The following is a 15,070-nucleotide window of genomic DNA, read 5'->3' as shown; positions in this document are numbered from 1 at the left end:
AACGTTCCAGGCATTCCCGTCGTAACGGAAGAGAGAATTTGATTTACGATGCAGGATTCACAGACCAGTGCTTCCCCATCCCAGCTGTGACATCACTGGCAGAAAGCTTGGCTTTCCACCCGGCAGCGGGGGTTCAGGGTGTCACGCGGCGCAAGGGCAAGACGAGTGCGGGATGACGATCGCACCCTCCTGCTGCCGCTGAACACCAAACCGCTTGGAGCCGCTCCCGCACCTTTGCGCTCGCGTGATCGATCTCCCCTCGCCGCCGCCGGGATGGGTGGGTCAGGTCACGGTTGCAGGACGCACGCCCGCGACTGCGGTGGCTGAGCGCTGAGTGACCTGGTGAGAAAACACACCTAGTGGAGGGCAGCTGAGGGATCAGGACGCGACAGATCGCTCCCGGTTCCCCATGGCCAGAAGCAAGGGCTGAAGCCGCAGCCGGTTGTAACGCTGCAGCCACAAACAGGGAAGGTTGAACAGCGTGGCGAAGCTCAGGTTGACCAACACGCCGACCGGCGGCAGCCAGAGGGCTGTCACGATCCAGAACGGCCAGATGGCGAGGTGCACCAGCTCTGCCCGCCGGGTTTCCTCTACGAGGCGCTGCAATGAGGCTGCATCACGGCCAACCAGGCTGTTCTTGCGCACGCCTCCAGGCAGAGCATCGCCGGCATCCGGCATCAGAGGCTTCCAGAACTTGATCCCGAGAACACGCTCGTAGGACCGCTTGCTCTCGGGCCAGGGGCGCTCCCGCGTGAGCCAGTTGTCGCCCCGCAGGGCCGCCTGGGGAAGGCGATGGGCCAGCCCTCCGATCAGCACCGACCACAGCATCCAGCCCAGCACACAGGCCAGGGCCGCTAACGCGTCGAAACCTGCCTGCCTTTCCATTCGATCGTGCCCTGTTTCAGATTGATGATCGCCAAGAAGAACACCGCTAGGAAGAAGAGAACGGGGATCGGAAAGACCAGGCAGATCCAGGCGAAATTCCCAACGCGCCTGGTGAGCGTGATCAGCTGCACGGCGAAGGCTAGGTAGAGCAGCAGGTTGGGAAGCACTGACGGTTGACCCATCAAGGGCCAGCCCAGCAGAGAAGCCGGCAGGCACCAGGCGGCCCAGAACAACCCTGAGATCCACAGCAGTACGGCGAGCATCCAGATGCCATGCACCTCCCCAGCTGCGGTGGCGAAGTTCTTGGCGAAGCCCGTCACCATGTCGCGAAAGCCCCCGGGATACATGCGGTACTCGATCAGACCGTCGCCGATGTATGCGCTCACCGGCAGCCCTGCTTCCTCATAGAGGTGGCCCATGAACCAGTCTTCAACCACCTTGCCGGCGACGGCCTCATGGCCTCCGACCCGGTCATAGTCCTTCCGGCTGGTGGCCATGGCTGGTCCAAAGGCCACTCCGCAACCTGGCCCCATCGGAACGGCCATCAACCCCACCAGGCTGAACAGTACCGAGAGCTGCTCGTACGCCTTCTCGGTGCGGTGGAACGGCTGTACAGACACCAGGCCTCCCAAGTTTTGCTGGTCCGCCACGAGTCGTTCCAAAAATTCTGGACTGGGCTCGGTATCGGCATCAAGGAAGACCAGAATCTCGCCCTTGCAGGCCTGGACGCCGTGGTGCAGTGCCCAGGTCTTGCCGCACCATCCTTCTGCAAGCGGAGGAGGTTGAATGACTGTGGCACCGGCCGCCGCCGCGATCGCTGCGGTCTGGTCACTGGAGTGATCGTCGATCACGATCACTTCGAGGGGAGAGAAGGTCTGGGCCTGGAGTGCCGGTAGCAGGTTGGGGAGGGTACCTTCCTCGTCGCGGGCAGGAATCAACACCGAAACACTCGGGTGCCCATCGACCTTGCCCATAGGGAGCCGTAAGAGCCGCAGACACAGGGCCCAGCCGAGCTGCCAGCGCACCAGCAACGAGATGGCGACAAGATTCATGGGTTGTCCCAAGTAGATGGACTCCAAGCGGCGGACGCCGAGAGCGAGTGAGCTGGATGCGGTGCTCCAGCAGCGTCCAAGGGAGTGGTGTCACTCAGGAGGAGCAGCCATGGATTCCCACTGCGCTTCGGGAAGAAGAATTAGCAGACTTTGCCGAATCAACCACACGGTGAGCTCAGGCGCGGGCACCAAGCCTGCACCCTTCCGTAGGGCTCACGGGCAGCCCTCAGCAGTCCCTGCAGCGGTATTCCCCAGAAACTTCCTGCAACATCCCCTGCGGCAGCTAGCACCAGCACTACGGCGGGAGACGCGGAACCTGAGGTGGTCTGGGTTTTCTGGTAGCCATGCAGTAGGTTCACGCCGTCCAGACCTCAAACGACTCCAGCACCGAAGGACCGAAAGTGGTGGTGAGGGCAACATCGGACGCATCCCGGCCCCGGGCGATCAGAATCCGGCCTATCCGCGGGGTGTTGTTTCGCGGGTCGAACACATGCCAGCCATCACCAAGATAGGCCTCAAACCAGGCATGGAAGTCCATGGCTGAGTGGGGTGGCGGCACTTCAATGTCGCTCAGATATCCCGTGCAGTATCTCGCTGGAATGTTCATGCAACGGCAGAGAGCGATAGCCAGATGGGCAAAGTCGCGGCAAACCCCCTCCTGGTTTTCAAAGGTCTGCAACGCTGATTTGGTGGGATTCGTGCGGCCGTAGTCGAAGCGGACGTGTTCATGCACGAAATCGCAAATCGCCTGGACTAGCTCCCAGCCCGTGCATGCCAGCTCAAACCTTGACCATGCGAACTGCGTGAGTAGATCGGTCTCGCAGTAGCGGCTACCCAGAAGGAAGAGCAGAACATCATCCGGCAGATCATCTACAGGCTGTTGTTCCAGCCACGGCAATACTGGATCGGGCAGAGCACGATCCGCCACGAGCCCGCTGGCCGTGATGCGTAGCCGACCAGCTGAGGCTACCAGCCTGTGGCAATGGTTCCCGTATGAATCAGTGTAGGATCGGAGCGGGACTGGGGGATCCAACTTCATCTTGTCGGCTTCGAGTAGATCGTCAGCCCTGCTGGAATGGACGCCCAGAGTTACGATCATCGGTGTCGGCTTTGGGCAGCTGAGCTCCAGCTTGAACCCCACGCGGATCTTGAGAGGAGATAGCTGAATAGGCAGAACTTTAAGAGGTGAATCCATGGATTAGCTTGTAAATCTGTTTCTCATTTGGGCTACTTACCTCGACGCTACTAACGGCGCTCACTGCTGATGCTTCAGTGTCTGTGTCACATCGCTACTGATACCGCCAAACTCCTGCTTGTTCTTGGCGCTGAAAATTAAGATGTCTCGGTCTCTGGTTCGCCGAAAGATAGCTGGCGTGATGGCGATCTCCAGCAGAACAGCAATCAGTTCAAGCAGGGGTCTCTTTCGGTGAAGTATGGAGCATGGGCGGGCACAGCCTATCTGTCTTGACAGGCCAAAGCAGATAGACTGTGCCCGAGGAAATCACTTAATGTTGTCTGCAGCTTTTCCTGAAAGCTCACTCACTTTCTTGGCTGTCGCTTTGGCACCCTGCTTAAGGTCTTCGGCAGTGTTCATGGCGGAAGCCTGTACCTGCTTGGCTTTACCCTTGATCACATGACCAGAATCGTCAGTGAGTTCTCCATATGCGGCTTCAAGCTTGCCTTCTGCATCTTTGGCGGCGGCATCGAGTCTATTAGACATGACAGCAAAAGCGATGGGGATTGGAGTATGAATGTTGACTAGTGCCTCAGCAGGCTGTGGAAGCACGATGGCAGTAAAGGTCAACACTAATGCGCAAAACGAGGCAATCAGCTTGTGTGGAATGAATTTCAACGTCTAATTCGCCTGTAAGGTTCGGCCTTAGTCTAGACAGTTTCAAGTCAATTCGCAGTTGATTGGCCATGAACTCCTTTGAAAAGACTCCCCAAATGGAGAAAAACGAGTGACCTACTGGTTAAAACAAATGTGACAAACTATTCATATGACGTGGACAGGTGGCGTTCTGCCTCGTTCGTTGCTCTGTGCTCTGTGCATTTCTGAGCTGTGCAGGCTGCTATTTCAACTATTAGAGATCACGTGGCGTCATGGTGCCGACGGCTTGCTGACACAGGAGGCTGTCGAGAATGGAGATCAGTTGCGCGAGAATCCATTTACGGCTCTGCCTGGATGCACGTGCAACACGTGCACACCCTCACTGCAACACCACCGGCAGAAGGCGTGGCAACCCACCCGGCAGCGGGGGGGCAGGGTGTCACGAGGCGCAAGGGCAAGGCGAGTGCGGGATGACGATCGCACCCTCCCGCTGCCGTTGAACACGAAATTGCTTGGAGCCGCTCCCGCACCTTTGCGCTCGCGTGATCGATCTCCCCTCGCCGCCGCCGGGATGGGTGGGTCAGGTCACGGTGGCAGAAAGCACGCCCGCGACTGCGGTGGCGGGACGATCGAGGACACTGCTCTGAACCGAGCACGCTGGTCATTCTTCAGAAGCGTAAGAGCATATGAAGCGCTAGACCCGTTGCAACAACTGAGATCTGATCTTCTTGCGCGGCTTACGCGGGGACGACGTCTGAGCACCTGCTTCTGCACTTAAGCCTGCCCTCTTCGGGGAGAAATCAGGCCCGAGCCCACTTTGCTGGTACGTCTGCATTGTCTTGCGGTCCATGGCCCAGTTTCGCTTCGCTGGGGTGAGATGTTCGGCTGATCGCCAAGAGGATATAGGTGGATTATCAGTTTTGAGGATGTTCTTGCCGTAAAGTTATCAATTCACAGGACTACAGGAACCGCTTCCCGCTGTTTCCACGCAGCCTAAGCTACATGCAACTGTGCTCGATCCTGCGCTGTCCTGGCAGATTCCTGCTGTTATCTTGCCACCTTGTTCAACCGTAGTGCATGTCCCACTCTTGCTGCCGGTGGAAATTGAATACTTTTTCCCGTTACCGCATGTAATTGTCATACTCGCATTCGGGACTGGTCCTGTTGGCCTGTTTCCCTGCACGGAACTGTTGTGAAGTCTGAACTTTGGCGTATCAATCGCCTTCATTGATGAGGCTGCCAAGGCAGGGGTGGCTAAAAGCAGTACAACAGCCAGAGTAAAGCAGAGGAAGACTGTGTAGGCAGGATTCTTTGCCTGAATTCTGAATGGGAGTGAGAAGATCATGCTTTTCTCAAAATGCAGAATGCTTAGACTTTAGAGCCCTGTGACTTCCAGGAAAGGTATCACTCTTAGGCTGCCACTCTGGCGGCCTGTGTCAAGGATAGCGCCTGGATCGGTTCGGGCTCTTCTGGTGGGTTGTTGATCCATACTTCTTAGGGGTTGATGCCACCAGCGGGTGGTTTAGCTCACGTGAGTTGGATTGGCCCGATGGGCATTCTCGTAGACATCGGTACGCTGCTTGCAGATTGTGGAGACGGTTCCGCTATGGCACTGATGGGGCGTGACGAATTTGATGCAGCTGTGGCGGTGCCGGCGGTATCGCCAGCACCCCGGGGTTAGCTGCATCCCCCTGCTCACCTTCCAGCGGCATCAGGGGCTCCTGGCCCATGGCGAGCACCTGACCCGGCGCTTTCAAGGCTGGACCGATGACCTGGTTCGACAACGTGGCTGGGCACTGGAGGGGGTTGACACCCGCGACGTTTGTTCGCCCTCCCCTCACTCCCGAGGACGGCTGGTTGAGTGACGGCTGGCCGGACTGACAAGGTGTGCTGGCGGATCTAGTACTGAATCACGGCCTCGTCATGGGCGAGTTGAGACCAGACTCTGCAACCGTCCCTTGCATTGGGGCTTCTGCGAAGCAGTAGGGCATCCGACTCAGAGGACCTTCCTGTTTGAGACGCGCAGCCATCATCTGCAGTGCTTGTGTGCTGGCGGCATTGTTGATGAGCAAGTGGTATCTCGCTTCCTGGTGGCGTCATGCCTGTTCAGGTAGGTATGCCTAGTGTTTGGTGAATGCCGCTGGTATGACCATGACTGTGGTGAACCGCTGTGCGGTCGGGATCTACCCCAGCGAAAAACTGCTGGAGTGGGCCCAGGCACTCGATCTGGATGTCGAGGCTGCCGGAGCCAGGGAGCCCTGCCTTTACCTCATCCCTGACTACGACACGGACGAGGAGGCGGAGGAGATCCTGGAGGAGGTTTATGAGGACATCTTTGAGGCGGAGCTCGATTTCTGGCATCGTGACAGCGGTGCCTGGCCGGCGGAGCGCACCTACTCGGTGTTCCGCAAGTGGTTCGAGGTGCGCTTCTACCCCCTGATCCAGGACCTGGTGGGTGAGGAGCTCACCGCCACCGAGGTGGATGAGGAGTTCATCGGTGAGCTGCGCACGGCCCTGGAGGGGCTGGAGCAGCAGTCCTGATGGCTATTGCGCCACCTCGTGCTTGAGAAGATCGAGCAACCGCTCCACCCGGCCTGCCGCCACCTGACTGAGGCGTTCGTAGGCCGCCCGTTCCTGCTCCTCGATCTGGACCTGGCTGAGCAGTGAGCGATGGGCTTCCAGCTCAGGCCATTGCGCCAGGACCGCTTCAATGCCGCGGGCCTGAAGGACCTTGCGCACCGAGGCGGTGTTCAGCGGCAGGGAGAAGGTGAATCGCATGCGGTGATCACTCAAGAACCAGTGGACAGGTTCAGGCAGGGTCCCGCTCCAGGCATGGACACAATGTCGGCTGGATCACTGGCGTCACCTACTTTGGCACGGTTTTATAAGAAGCTTTACGTGAACGGTGTGACCAGCTCCTTTATTTGTGATCACCGGGTGCCAATGCAGTCCCCTTCCGATCGAGGCTTTAGCGCGTCCAGGCTCCGGTGATGGCGTCACCTCCGCGGACCAGCCGGTCAAGTGGATCACGGGCCAACGGGCCCTACCAACACCTGTCTGGGCAGGACATATGGGGTAATCCCTGGGTTCTGAAGTCCCGCTGCAAGGAGCCCGGCACCTGGCAACAAAGTCAGGTGCTTCTGCACAAAGGTCACCTTAAGTTGGATGGCAGAGGCGATGGTCAGCCCTGCAAGACCATCCGATGAAGGCGTTTCTGGCTGGGTCAGACTATCTTTGCAAAATCCAGCCTAGGCGTTAAGCTGTGGTTAATCAGCCTGTTGCACTCATGGCTCTCTCCGGTGCTGACCTTCTCGCCAAAGTCAAAGAGCTGGGAGATGTCTCGAAGTCCGAGCTGGTCCGAGCTGCTGGATACGTGAGTACCAAGAAGGACGGTAGCGAGCGTTTGAACTTCACCGCTTTCTACGAGGCGCTGCTGGAGGCCAAGGGTGTCAACCTGGGACAGGGACTGGGCACGGGGAAGGATACTAGGGGCCGCACGTTGAGCTATGTGGCTAGGGTTCAGGGCAACGGGAACCTATTGGTAGGCAAGGCCTACACCGCCATGCTCGACCTCAAGCCGGGCGATGAGTTCGAGATCAAGATCGGTAAGAAGTCGCTGCGTCTGGTCCCTGCCGAAGCCACTGATGAGGCGGCGTGAGGCTCCATCCCACCTCCATGCCGGACGTGAATGGTCTCACTAGAGCAGCTGGCAGGAGACCAGAAACGCAGTGACGTAGTCCGGCCACTTCGCTACCACCAGCAGTTCACGGGGATTGCGGGCAAAGCCCTTCTGGGAGAGTGCGGCAAATTCGACCAGAGTGTCGTAGGTCAGGAGAGCCCGGCCCTTTTCAGCGACCTCACAGGCCTCCAGGAAGTCCTGGCCCTGTTCCTCCAGGCAGTGCTGGTAGGCCTCCTCGAAGTCCATCCCCTCGTCCTGCAGCCTCAGGAAGGTATCCAGCTCCGGCCGGGTGTGCTCCAGGAGTGATGGAAGTGCACTGACCGGGCCGATGGTCGCGAAACCCTTCTCGGTCTGCATCAGCACCATCGTGGTCTCCAGGCTCCAGCTGGGTTGGATCATCAGCCTCACCATCGCGGTCTGCAGGGCATCTTTGTGTTCCTCGGCCAGCGTCGTGAGGGTTTGTCTGATGTCCATCAAGCTGCAGGAGGAGGATGTCACGAAAAGCCCGATAACCAGGGATCCCGGAGCAGAGAAGCGTGCCTGTGCGGAAGCCTTCTCAACTCCTACCTTGGCGATAACCGGGTGGGATCCGAACTTGGATAACACGAACTTCGGATAGCCTGACAGGGCGCTGCAATAGGTAGTTATGCTGATAGCAACGTTCTTGTAGCACTTGCGGTCGACAGTTCTCTCGTCAACTGACAGCAATTGTTGTTTGGCCTATGGCCGATACAGGCATAGCAGGGTGCCAAAGAAGATACTATAATAAGAAAGACAACAGGGAGCGCATGAACGCAGGCCATGCTAAATTGCTCTAGATTACAATAGAGTACAGAACAGCATAATCTTATCAAAAAGGTCGATGATTTCGCATTTTGACCATGTCACTATCGTAGTGAGAGACATAGAATCAGCGAAGCACTTCTTTGGTTTACTTGGGTTCGAGGAAGATAAGTCTGTTGTGATCGCCGGCCAGACGTTCTCAGACTATATGGGAGTAGAGGATATCAAGGCTGAACACGTAACGATGTCGCTAGCCAATCATTCCCCCCGAACTGAGGTACAACTTCTGAAGTACCACCAACCAGAGCCATTGCTGGACTCGGCCATCGCGAACCTCACGAAGACCGGATATAATCACATATGCTTTGCTGTCGATGACCTTGAAGCTGAGTTGGCAAGGTTAGTGGCAGAAGGAATTCAGCCGAGAAACGACGTTATGGACTTCCATGGTCGAAAACTTGTCTTCCTTCGAGGGCCTGAGGATATTACTGTAGAGCTTGCGGAGTGGAAACATATTGACAATCGCTCGTGATGCATACATGCTCCCCCCTTTCTATTAAGCATCTCTAGCTGCTGTCAAAGCTTTGACCCCAAAGGTCATATTGACAGTAATATTATATGCATGCTTGAGCCTGAAGCGCATCATTAACTGTAGCCGAATCGAGAATCGTACGGTCCTCTCAGTTGTTGATACTAGTACTGGCTGAAATGCACATTATTTGGTGGCGATAAAGGCCTGTTCATCTCAGCAGAATGCTGCTACCTGACGTAGCACGGGATTATAAATGCAGAGCTTGAGCAGCAACAATGAATAAATGATGCCAAACAGGACTTGGTCTCAAATGAGTCTACGGAGTATCAAATGTTCTCGGCTGCATCAAGCTTATCAATCGCAGCTGAGTAGAGTGTCGTGAAGTTTCAAGATTAAGATTGCAGAGTTTGAGGGACGAGCGCATTCGGTATATGCCTGACTGCGGATGCTGTCCGCCTCCACGGTGGCCTTGGAATTGAATTCGGAGGTATCAGTGAAGTAATAACTCACAGCTGATAAGTCCTTCACGGTGGCTAGAGAGTCTGTTTAACCGGTTAAGATTAGCGCTGTTCAAAGATACAATAAACCCCACAAATAGCAATTATACCCTAGGAAATCTATGGAGGGGACCTCGAAAAATGCCCATTCCACCCCCATCGCGACAGACACTATCCAATAGCTGCAATGCTTCTCAAGTTGCGTGCCTAGTGAGATTCGGGATTTTTCGAGGTGCCCTGGAGAGGGTACGCCAAGGGGAGTTTGCTCAGCTGGTAGCGCACTGCGAATGCATCGAAGAGGTCAGGAGTTCGAGTCACCTATTCTCCATTCTTGAGTTGTATAAACCCATATTTCCGAGCGTTCAGACAGGGATCAGCATTGTGGCCATGTTCGGGTTGGTCAGGAAGTATTCCGTGGTGATCTTTGAGAGGAAATCGTCGGCGGTGGCACCGAGCACGAAGTTGGAGCCCCCGCCGGCACCAAGGAAGGCCGAGTTGATGTCATCGACGAACCCGATACGTTCTCCTCCTGCTGCAGCCGTGAACGAAATCAGTGTTCCGCTGAATCCATCAATGATGGTATCAGCTAGGTCAAGCTGTGCGAAGGAACTCACACCTGGAATCACGATCTTGTCCTTGTTGCCAGCAGCGGTTGAGAAGTCAGAGATGAAGTCCACTTCGGCAGAGTTTGCCGAGGTATTTTTTAACAGAACGCCATTTTCAATGGCCGAGTCGGTGCGCAGCACGAAGCGATCGTTTCCGGCCCCACCAGCCAAGGCATCCTGGCCGAAGTCGCCCACCAGGATGTCGTCACCGGCCTCACCTATAAGTGAATCAATGTTCTTGCCACCGCGCAGGATGTCGTTTTCAGCTCCGCCGTTAACTAAGTCATCACCGTCGTTGCCGTTCAGCCAATCCGCACCTGCCAGGCCAAAGAGACCATCAGCCTCCTTGCCGCCCAGAAACTTGTCTCGGAGGACGTTGCCAAAAAGGCCGTCTGTCCCCAGGTTTCCATTCACTTGGTTGGCCCAGCCCGGGGAGTTGAAGTTGGTACCGCGAACAATATCGTTACCCGCGAACATGCGGATCTGGGCACCGAAAGAGGCAGGAAAATTATTCAGCTCAACAGTGTCGGCGAAGTCAGAGAAGTTCCAGACGCCATCATCACTGAGAAACTGGGTGTTGACTGTGGGGGAAGGTCCGGGGACAGCCATGACTTTCAGGAAGCACTCACAAACTCAATTATGGCCCATTTTCCACTTGAAAAGTTAGAGTAACATTGGTCGCCTTGCCTGTGAGCTTGAGAAGTGAAGGTGGCCGCTGCGAGCAGCAGCTCAGACGGGAATCAGCGTAGTGGCCATGTTCGGGTTGGCCAGGAAGAACTCAGGGGTGATCTTCGAGAGGAAGTCGTCGGCGGTGGCACCTAGCACGAAGTTGGCGCCGCCACCGGCGCCGAGAGTGGCAGCGTTGATATTTGACACCAAACCTATGCGCTCACCGCCCGCTGCTGCCGTGAACGAAATCAGCGTATCAGTGGCTCCATGGGCGGTGGTATTGATGAGTTCAAGCTCAGAGAAGGAACTCACTCCTGGAATCACGATCTTGTCCTTGTCACCAGCTGAGAAGTCCCAAATTACGTCGACCTCGGAAGCGTTCGCTGAGGTGTTCGAAAAGAAGACACCACCTTCTGTGACCGAGTCTGTGCGCAACACGAAGCGATCGCTCCCAAGTTCACCCTGAAGACGATCCCGGCCAAAGTCGCCCAGTAAGATGTCATTACCGTCACTTCCAAAAAGTGCATCGCTGTCCTTCCCGCCGCGCAGGATGTCGTTGTCGGCTTCACCGGAAACGTTGTCACTACCGTCGTTTCCGTTAAGCCAATCCGCCCCTGCAGCACCAAGGAGGTTATCGTTCTCCTTACCCCCAAGATACTTATCTCGCAGGATATTTCCAACCAATAGATCACCCCCAAGGTTTCCGTTCACCTGGTTGGCCCAGCCTGGCGAATTGAAGTTGGTGCCAGTGACAGAGTCGTTGCCCGCAAACATGCGGATCAGGGCGCCGAAGGAGGCGGGGAAATTATTCAGCTGCACATTGTCAGCAAAGTCTGAAAAGTTCCAGACGCCATCGTCACTCAGAAACTGAGTATTGACGACGGGGGAGGGTCCAGGAGCAGCCATGGGACGATTGCAGAAATTTATTATATCATGACCGCGACCCGGGCAGAATGGTCACAATCGCTGGATTGTCTTCACGTTACTATTTTATCTTTACAGTTGCTTACGACCTGAGGGAGCTCTGGACACCGCTCTTGCTCCACTCACCAACAGCGTCAAATACAAGAGACTAAGCATAGTTGCAGCATTCAAGTCATAGATTCAGTCAATTAAGGGCGCCTCGAAAAATCCTCACCACACCCTGACAGCTTGTTAGATATGTCATAGAATCCATTCAGCTCAGTACAGCTGAATGGGACAGCGTGGATTCTGGGATGAGGAGAAGCGCATCCACAGGCTTCAGCAGAAAAGCCCACGTTAGCGACCTTACCTGAGGCGATTTCCTGGGAGGCCTTCAGGCCACTGCTGGAGCAGAGTTACAGCCATGAACTTAAGAGAAATGCTGTTCGGCAGCGGATTGATCCGCTCATCCTCTTCAAGATGCTGGTGCTGCAGCAGCTGTTCAACCTCAGCGATGAGGAGCTGGAATTTCAGGTCAACGACAGGCGCTCATTTGAGGAGTTTGTCGGGTTGGGAGTGATGAACACTATTCCCGATGCCACCACAGTTGCCTTCTTCCGCGAGAGGCTCCGCAAGGCGGGTGTCATCGATGAGCTATTTGAACGGTTTGAGGAGCACCTGCGATCCCAGGGACTGGAGGCCGGTGGCGGGCAGATCATCGATGCCACACTGGTCCCTGTTCCCAAACAGCGAAACTCGCGGCCTGAGAATGAAGCCATAATGCGAAACCAGCTGCCAGAGGGGTGGGCCGATAAGCCAGAGCGCCTGCGGCAGAAGGATCTTGATGCTCGATGGGTCAAAAAGAACGGCATCAGCCACTACGGGTGCAAGAGCAGCATCTGCATTGACGCCACTCACGGCTTCATCCGCAGATACGCCATTACCCCAGCCAACATTCACGACAGCCAGATGATCCCGCGGGTGCTGGATCCTGTGAACAGGGATGACTTCGTCTGGGCTGATTCCGGCTACGCAGGGGCGCGCTATGAGGATGGACTGGAAATGACTGGCTTTGAGAGCCGAATTCATGAAAAGGGATCACGCTGCTATCCCTTGAGCGAGGAGGCCAAGGATCGGAACAAGGTCCGATCGAGCCTGCGAGCAAGAGTTGAGCATGTCTTTGCTGCAATCACAACCAGCTTGCGCGGCAAGCTTACCAGGCGGATTGGACTGGCCAGAACGAAGGCTTGGTGGGGACTGCGCAATCTGACATACAACTTCCTGCGTTATCTGCGCTGCTCATCAAGGCAGTCGCTGACTGCATGATCATCGGGTAGCTGGATAATCGCCCCGCCTTGAAGTTATGGATGTCAGTTATCTGGCAAATCTGCACGTGCAGAGGATGAGACTATGTCTTCTCAGGGCTGCCTCGATAGTGGCAATATTTCGAGGATCCCTGGAGATAACTCAGGATGGTGAAACTCCTGGAGCCAGCGCGGGACAGCTTCTCGCCTCAAAGTCGCAGCTGTAGAGGGTGGCTTTCTGCCAGCTGAGCGGGATTTCGAGTAAATCTCGTGGACCGCTGATGCCTTGGGCAAGGAAGATCAGGGCCGCCAGGGCATTGGCACTGACATGCAGCCTGCGCCAGCGCAGGTGCTTGTGAATTTCGGGGCGGCAGGCCACCGAGAACAGCATCAGACCGGTTAGCCCGACACCGCCCCAGAAGTGCGATTGCCAGAAGGCTGGACTGAGGGGATTGTCGCTGAGCCGGAACACCTCCGGCTGCAGCCCAAGGCCCATCACCCCCACCCAGCAGAGCAGGGCAAAGCTGGCCCGATAGATGGGCCGTTTCACCAACCAGAGGGCTGCCAGGGCGACACCGGATCCGATGAGCACCAGCAGCAGCAGCGCCAGCCGTGATCCTCCCCCCTCAAAGGAGGGGAGAGGGTTCTTGGTGGCAATCACCACCGCCTCCGCCAGCAGCACGATCGCCACCACCGAACCCGCCAGCCACTTGCCGAGATCGGCGTGATCCCGGCCCACAGTCGGCGGATGCTTGGCTTGGGTGAGACGTCGCTGCCGGGTCTGCTGCGCAAGCCGCAACACCATCCCGAGCAGGGGGTAGACGAGCACCACTGCCAGGGCTGGGTGGAGCAGCCAAAGCCAGTCAACGATCTGCATGGCTCAGGGCTTCAGGGGGGCCCAGGCCATTGTGGCGTTAAATGCTTCGCACCAAATCATCACCGATCCCTGCTGGCTCAGGTCGATCGAGGCGGGTATCACGTAGCTCTGGGCCCCGGAGGCGGATTTGAGCGGGGCGAGAACCGTGTAGGTGCCAGTCTTGAGTGGAAAGCTGGGTGCCTTGGAACTGGTCAGGGGCGTCGCCGATGGGCTGAATATCACCTTCAGGTCGGGAGCGGTTTCCTTGGTCTTGAAGTCACTGCTAAGCACCAGCAACTGTTTACCACCTTTCTGGATGATGGTGAAGCTGCCGTTGACGGGGGCCTCGGCCATGCGGAAGCTCTGCATGGCCAGCGGAGCCGCCTGCGCGATCACCGTCGGTACGGGGCCCGAAAGGTCATGGGTCTGCCCGAGAGCCGCGGAGCTGCCAAGGAACGACATGGCCAGCGCGCCTGCCAGGGGCATCGAAAGAATCTTCATGACGAATGGATCGAAGGAGTACGGCGCGAGCTGGAATTCCTGGCGGATCTGCTCACGCTTGCAACCAGTACCGGCGAGAAGCTCGAATGGATTCGATGCCCATCATGCTTGAACCCTCAGGTGGCTGACCCGAAGGCCCTTGCGTGCAAACCTTGGCCTCTGGCTGTGGTGCCGCTTGGTCTTAGAGCTATGACTTCCGTCAAACGCAATACAATTAGTCTTTGGAATTGGCGTAATATTGACATTGTCTTCATCAAAGTCGTCAACCGTTCTATCCCAATTCAGGTTTATCCATGGGTATTGGTCGCCATTTTCATGCTTTCGAGTTCATGAAGCCCTCGGACGATGAGCCGATACGGAGCGTGATCACTGAAACCGCTGAGGCCGTAGTCGTCGCGTGGTACGTCAAGCCAGGCCAAAGAATCGCTGCCCACCTCCATCCTGCTGGGCAGGACACCTGGACGATTCTTTCGGGTCGGGGCGATTACCAGATAGAGCCCGATGGATCTTGCTTGGCAATCACAGCTGGGGATGTGGTCATTGCTCCAAAAGGTTGTGTGCACGGCGTCAGCAACAGTGGCCCTGAACCACTCACTTTTATTTCGGTTGTTTCGCCTGCCGATGCTGGCTACGAACTCCTCCACCTTTGATAGGATAGTTGTTGCAATACTCATCGTATTTTCAAGGGCTGGCCAAAGGCGATCTGCAAATAGCTCTCAGTAATTCGGGACTCCTGAAAAAGCCAGATCGACTGCGGCGCAACTTGTTTCAGTGATCGAGACCCGATAAACTGGCCTCGAACAGGGCAATTGACGATTGCTACAACTGCTGAACGCTGCAGATGTACCGAAAACACCATAACGGGCAGCTATCAATCGAGGAGTTCCATGTGCCTTTTGGCGGCACGTTGGACTCGGACAACCGCTGGGTGCTCTTCTCCTCTCTGATGCCATGGGAAGAGCTGGAAGAAGCA

General features: G+C 56.4%; 15 protein-coding genes. 5 read left to right on the top strand and 10 right to left on the bottom strand.

Annotated features, from left to right (window positions below):
* Window positions 1-378: 378 nt before the first annotated feature.
* The 4 genes from KBY77_RS00075 to KBY77_RS00060 all read right to left on the bottom strand — a co-directional run bounded on the left by KBY77_RS00075 (window position 379) and on the right by KBY77_RS00060 (window position 3,789).
* The gene (locus KBY77_RS00075) at window positions 379-885 is read right to left on the bottom strand and encodes a hypothetical protein (protein WP_255101596.1); all 507 of its coding nucleotides are present in this window, start codon (window positions 883-885) and stop codon (window positions 379-381) included.
* Window positions 855-1,937 carry a glycosyltransferase family 2 protein gene (locus tag KBY77_RS00070; RefSeq protein ID WP_255101594.1) on the bottom strand — a complete coding sequence of 361 codons (1,083 nt, stop codon included), beginning with the start codon at window positions 1,935-1,937 and terminating at the stop codon, window positions 855-857. The genes KBY77_RS00075 and KBY77_RS00070 overlap by 31 nt, the downstream gene beginning before the upstream one ends.
* A 355-nt stretch (window positions 1,938-2,292) precedes the next feature.
* The gene (locus KBY77_RS00065; RefSeq protein ID WP_255101593.1) at window positions 2,293-3,132 is read right to left on the bottom strand and encodes a transglutaminase family protein; all 840 of its coding nucleotides are present in this window, start codon (window positions 3,130-3,132) and stop codon (window positions 2,293-2,295) included.
* A gap of 306 nt (window positions 3,133-3,438) precedes the next feature.
* Window positions 3,439-3,789 carry a CsbD family protein gene (locus tag KBY77_RS00060; RefSeq protein WP_255101591.1) on the bottom strand — a complete coding sequence of 117 codons (351 nt, stop codon included), beginning with the start codon at window positions 3,787-3,789 and terminating at the stop codon, window positions 3,439-3,441.
* A gap of 2,124 nt (window positions 3,790-5,913) precedes the next feature.
* Here KBY77_RS00060 and KBY77_RS00055 point away from each other — a divergent pair.
* Window positions 5,914-6,309 carry a hypothetical protein gene (locus KBY77_RS00055; protein WP_255101589.1) on the top strand — a complete coding sequence of 132 codons (396 nt, stop codon included), beginning with the start codon at window positions 5,914-5,916 and terminating at the stop codon, window positions 6,307-6,309.
* Window positions 6,310-6,312: 3 nt separating this feature from the next.
* Here the strand turns inward: KBY77_RS00055 and KBY77_RS00050 are convergent, their stop codons facing one another.
* The gene (locus tag KBY77_RS00050; RefSeq protein WP_255101587.1) at window positions 6,313-6,546 is read right to left on the bottom strand and encodes a hypothetical protein; all 234 of its coding nucleotides are present in this window, start codon (window positions 6,544-6,546) and stop codon (window positions 6,313-6,315) included.
* A gap of 508 nt (window positions 6,547-7,054) precedes the next feature.
* Between KBY77_RS00050 and KBY77_RS00045 the strand changes: the two genes are divergently transcribed.
* The gene (locus tag KBY77_RS00045; protein ID WP_255101586.1) at window positions 7,055-7,426 is read left to right on the top strand and encodes an AbrB family transcriptional regulator; all 372 of its coding nucleotides are present in this window, start codon (window positions 7,055-7,057) and stop codon (window positions 7,424-7,426) included.
* A 39-nt stretch (window positions 7,427-7,465) separates the two neighbouring features.
* Here the strand turns inward: KBY77_RS00045 and KBY77_RS00040 are convergent, their stop codons facing one another.
* On the bottom strand, window positions 7,466-7,945 hold the full coding sequence (locus KBY77_RS00040; RefSeq protein WP_255101585.1) for a hypothetical protein: 480 nt from the start codon (window positions 7,943-7,945) through the stop codon (window positions 7,466-7,468).
* Between the two features lie 364 nt (window positions 7,946-8,309).
* On the opposite strand from KBY77_RS00040, the gene KBY77_RS00035 reads away from it, so the two are divergent.
* On the top strand, window positions 8,310-8,762 hold the full coding sequence (locus KBY77_RS00035; protein WP_255101583.1) for a VOC family protein: 453 nt from the start codon (window positions 8,310-8,312) through the stop codon (window positions 8,760-8,762).
* Between the two features lie 859 nt (window positions 8,763-9,621).
* Here KBY77_RS00035 and KBY77_RS00030 read toward each other — a convergent pair.
* Window positions 9,622-10,473 (bottom strand): calcium-binding protein, encoded by an 852-nt coding sequence (locus KBY77_RS00030; RefSeq protein WP_255101582.1) that lies wholly within the window; start codon window positions 10,471-10,473, stop codon window positions 9,622-9,624.
* 120 nt (window positions 10,474-10,593) lie between these two features.
* A complete protein-coding gene (locus KBY77_RS00025) occupies window positions 10,594-11,439 on the bottom strand; it encodes a calcium-binding protein (protein WP_255101581.1) in 846 nt (281 codons plus the stop codon).
* 375 nt (window positions 11,440-11,814) lie between these two features.
* On the opposite strand from KBY77_RS00025, the gene KBY77_RS00020 reads away from it, so the two are divergent.
* On the top strand, window positions 11,815-12,762 hold the full coding sequence (locus KBY77_RS00020) for an IS5 family transposase (protein ID WP_315856453.1): 948 nt from the start codon (window positions 11,815-11,817) through the stop codon (window positions 12,760-12,762).
* 141 nt (window positions 12,763-12,903) lie between these two features.
* Here KBY77_RS00020 and KBY77_RS00015 read toward each other — a convergent pair whose 3' ends face one another.
* Together KBY77_RS00015 and KBY77_RS00010 are read right to left on the bottom strand one after the other, a co-directional pair.
* Window positions 12,904-13,617, bottom strand: a complete 714-nt coding sequence (locus KBY77_RS00015; RefSeq protein WP_255101580.1) for a DUF4079 domain-containing protein — start codon at window positions 13,615-13,617, stop codon at window positions 12,904-12,906.
* Window positions 13,618-13,620: 3 nt separating this feature from the next.
* Window positions 13,621-14,097 carry a DM13 domain-containing protein gene (locus KBY77_RS00010; protein ID WP_255101579.1) on the bottom strand — a complete coding sequence of 159 codons (477 nt, stop codon included), beginning with the start codon at window positions 14,095-14,097 and terminating at the stop codon, window positions 13,621-13,623.
* 293 nt (window positions 14,098-14,390) lie between these two features.
* Here KBY77_RS00010 and KBY77_RS00005 point away from each other — a divergent pair, with 293 nt between their 5' ends.
* Window positions 14,391-14,747, top strand: a complete 357-nt coding sequence (locus KBY77_RS00005) for a cupin domain-containing protein (RefSeq protein WP_255101578.1) — start codon at window positions 14,391-14,393, stop codon at window positions 14,745-14,747.
* The last annotated feature ends 323 nt before the right edge of the window (window positions 14,748-15,070 follow it).

It is taken from the genome of Synechococcus sp. Cruz-7E5 (assembly GCF_024345995.1).
Classification (GTDB): Bacteria; Cyanobacteriota; Cyanobacteriia; order PCC-6307; family Cyanobiaceae; genus Regnicoccus_A.
The sequence above is the reverse complement of the archived record's forward strand: the minus strand, read 5'-3'. Positions and strand labels throughout refer to the sequence as shown.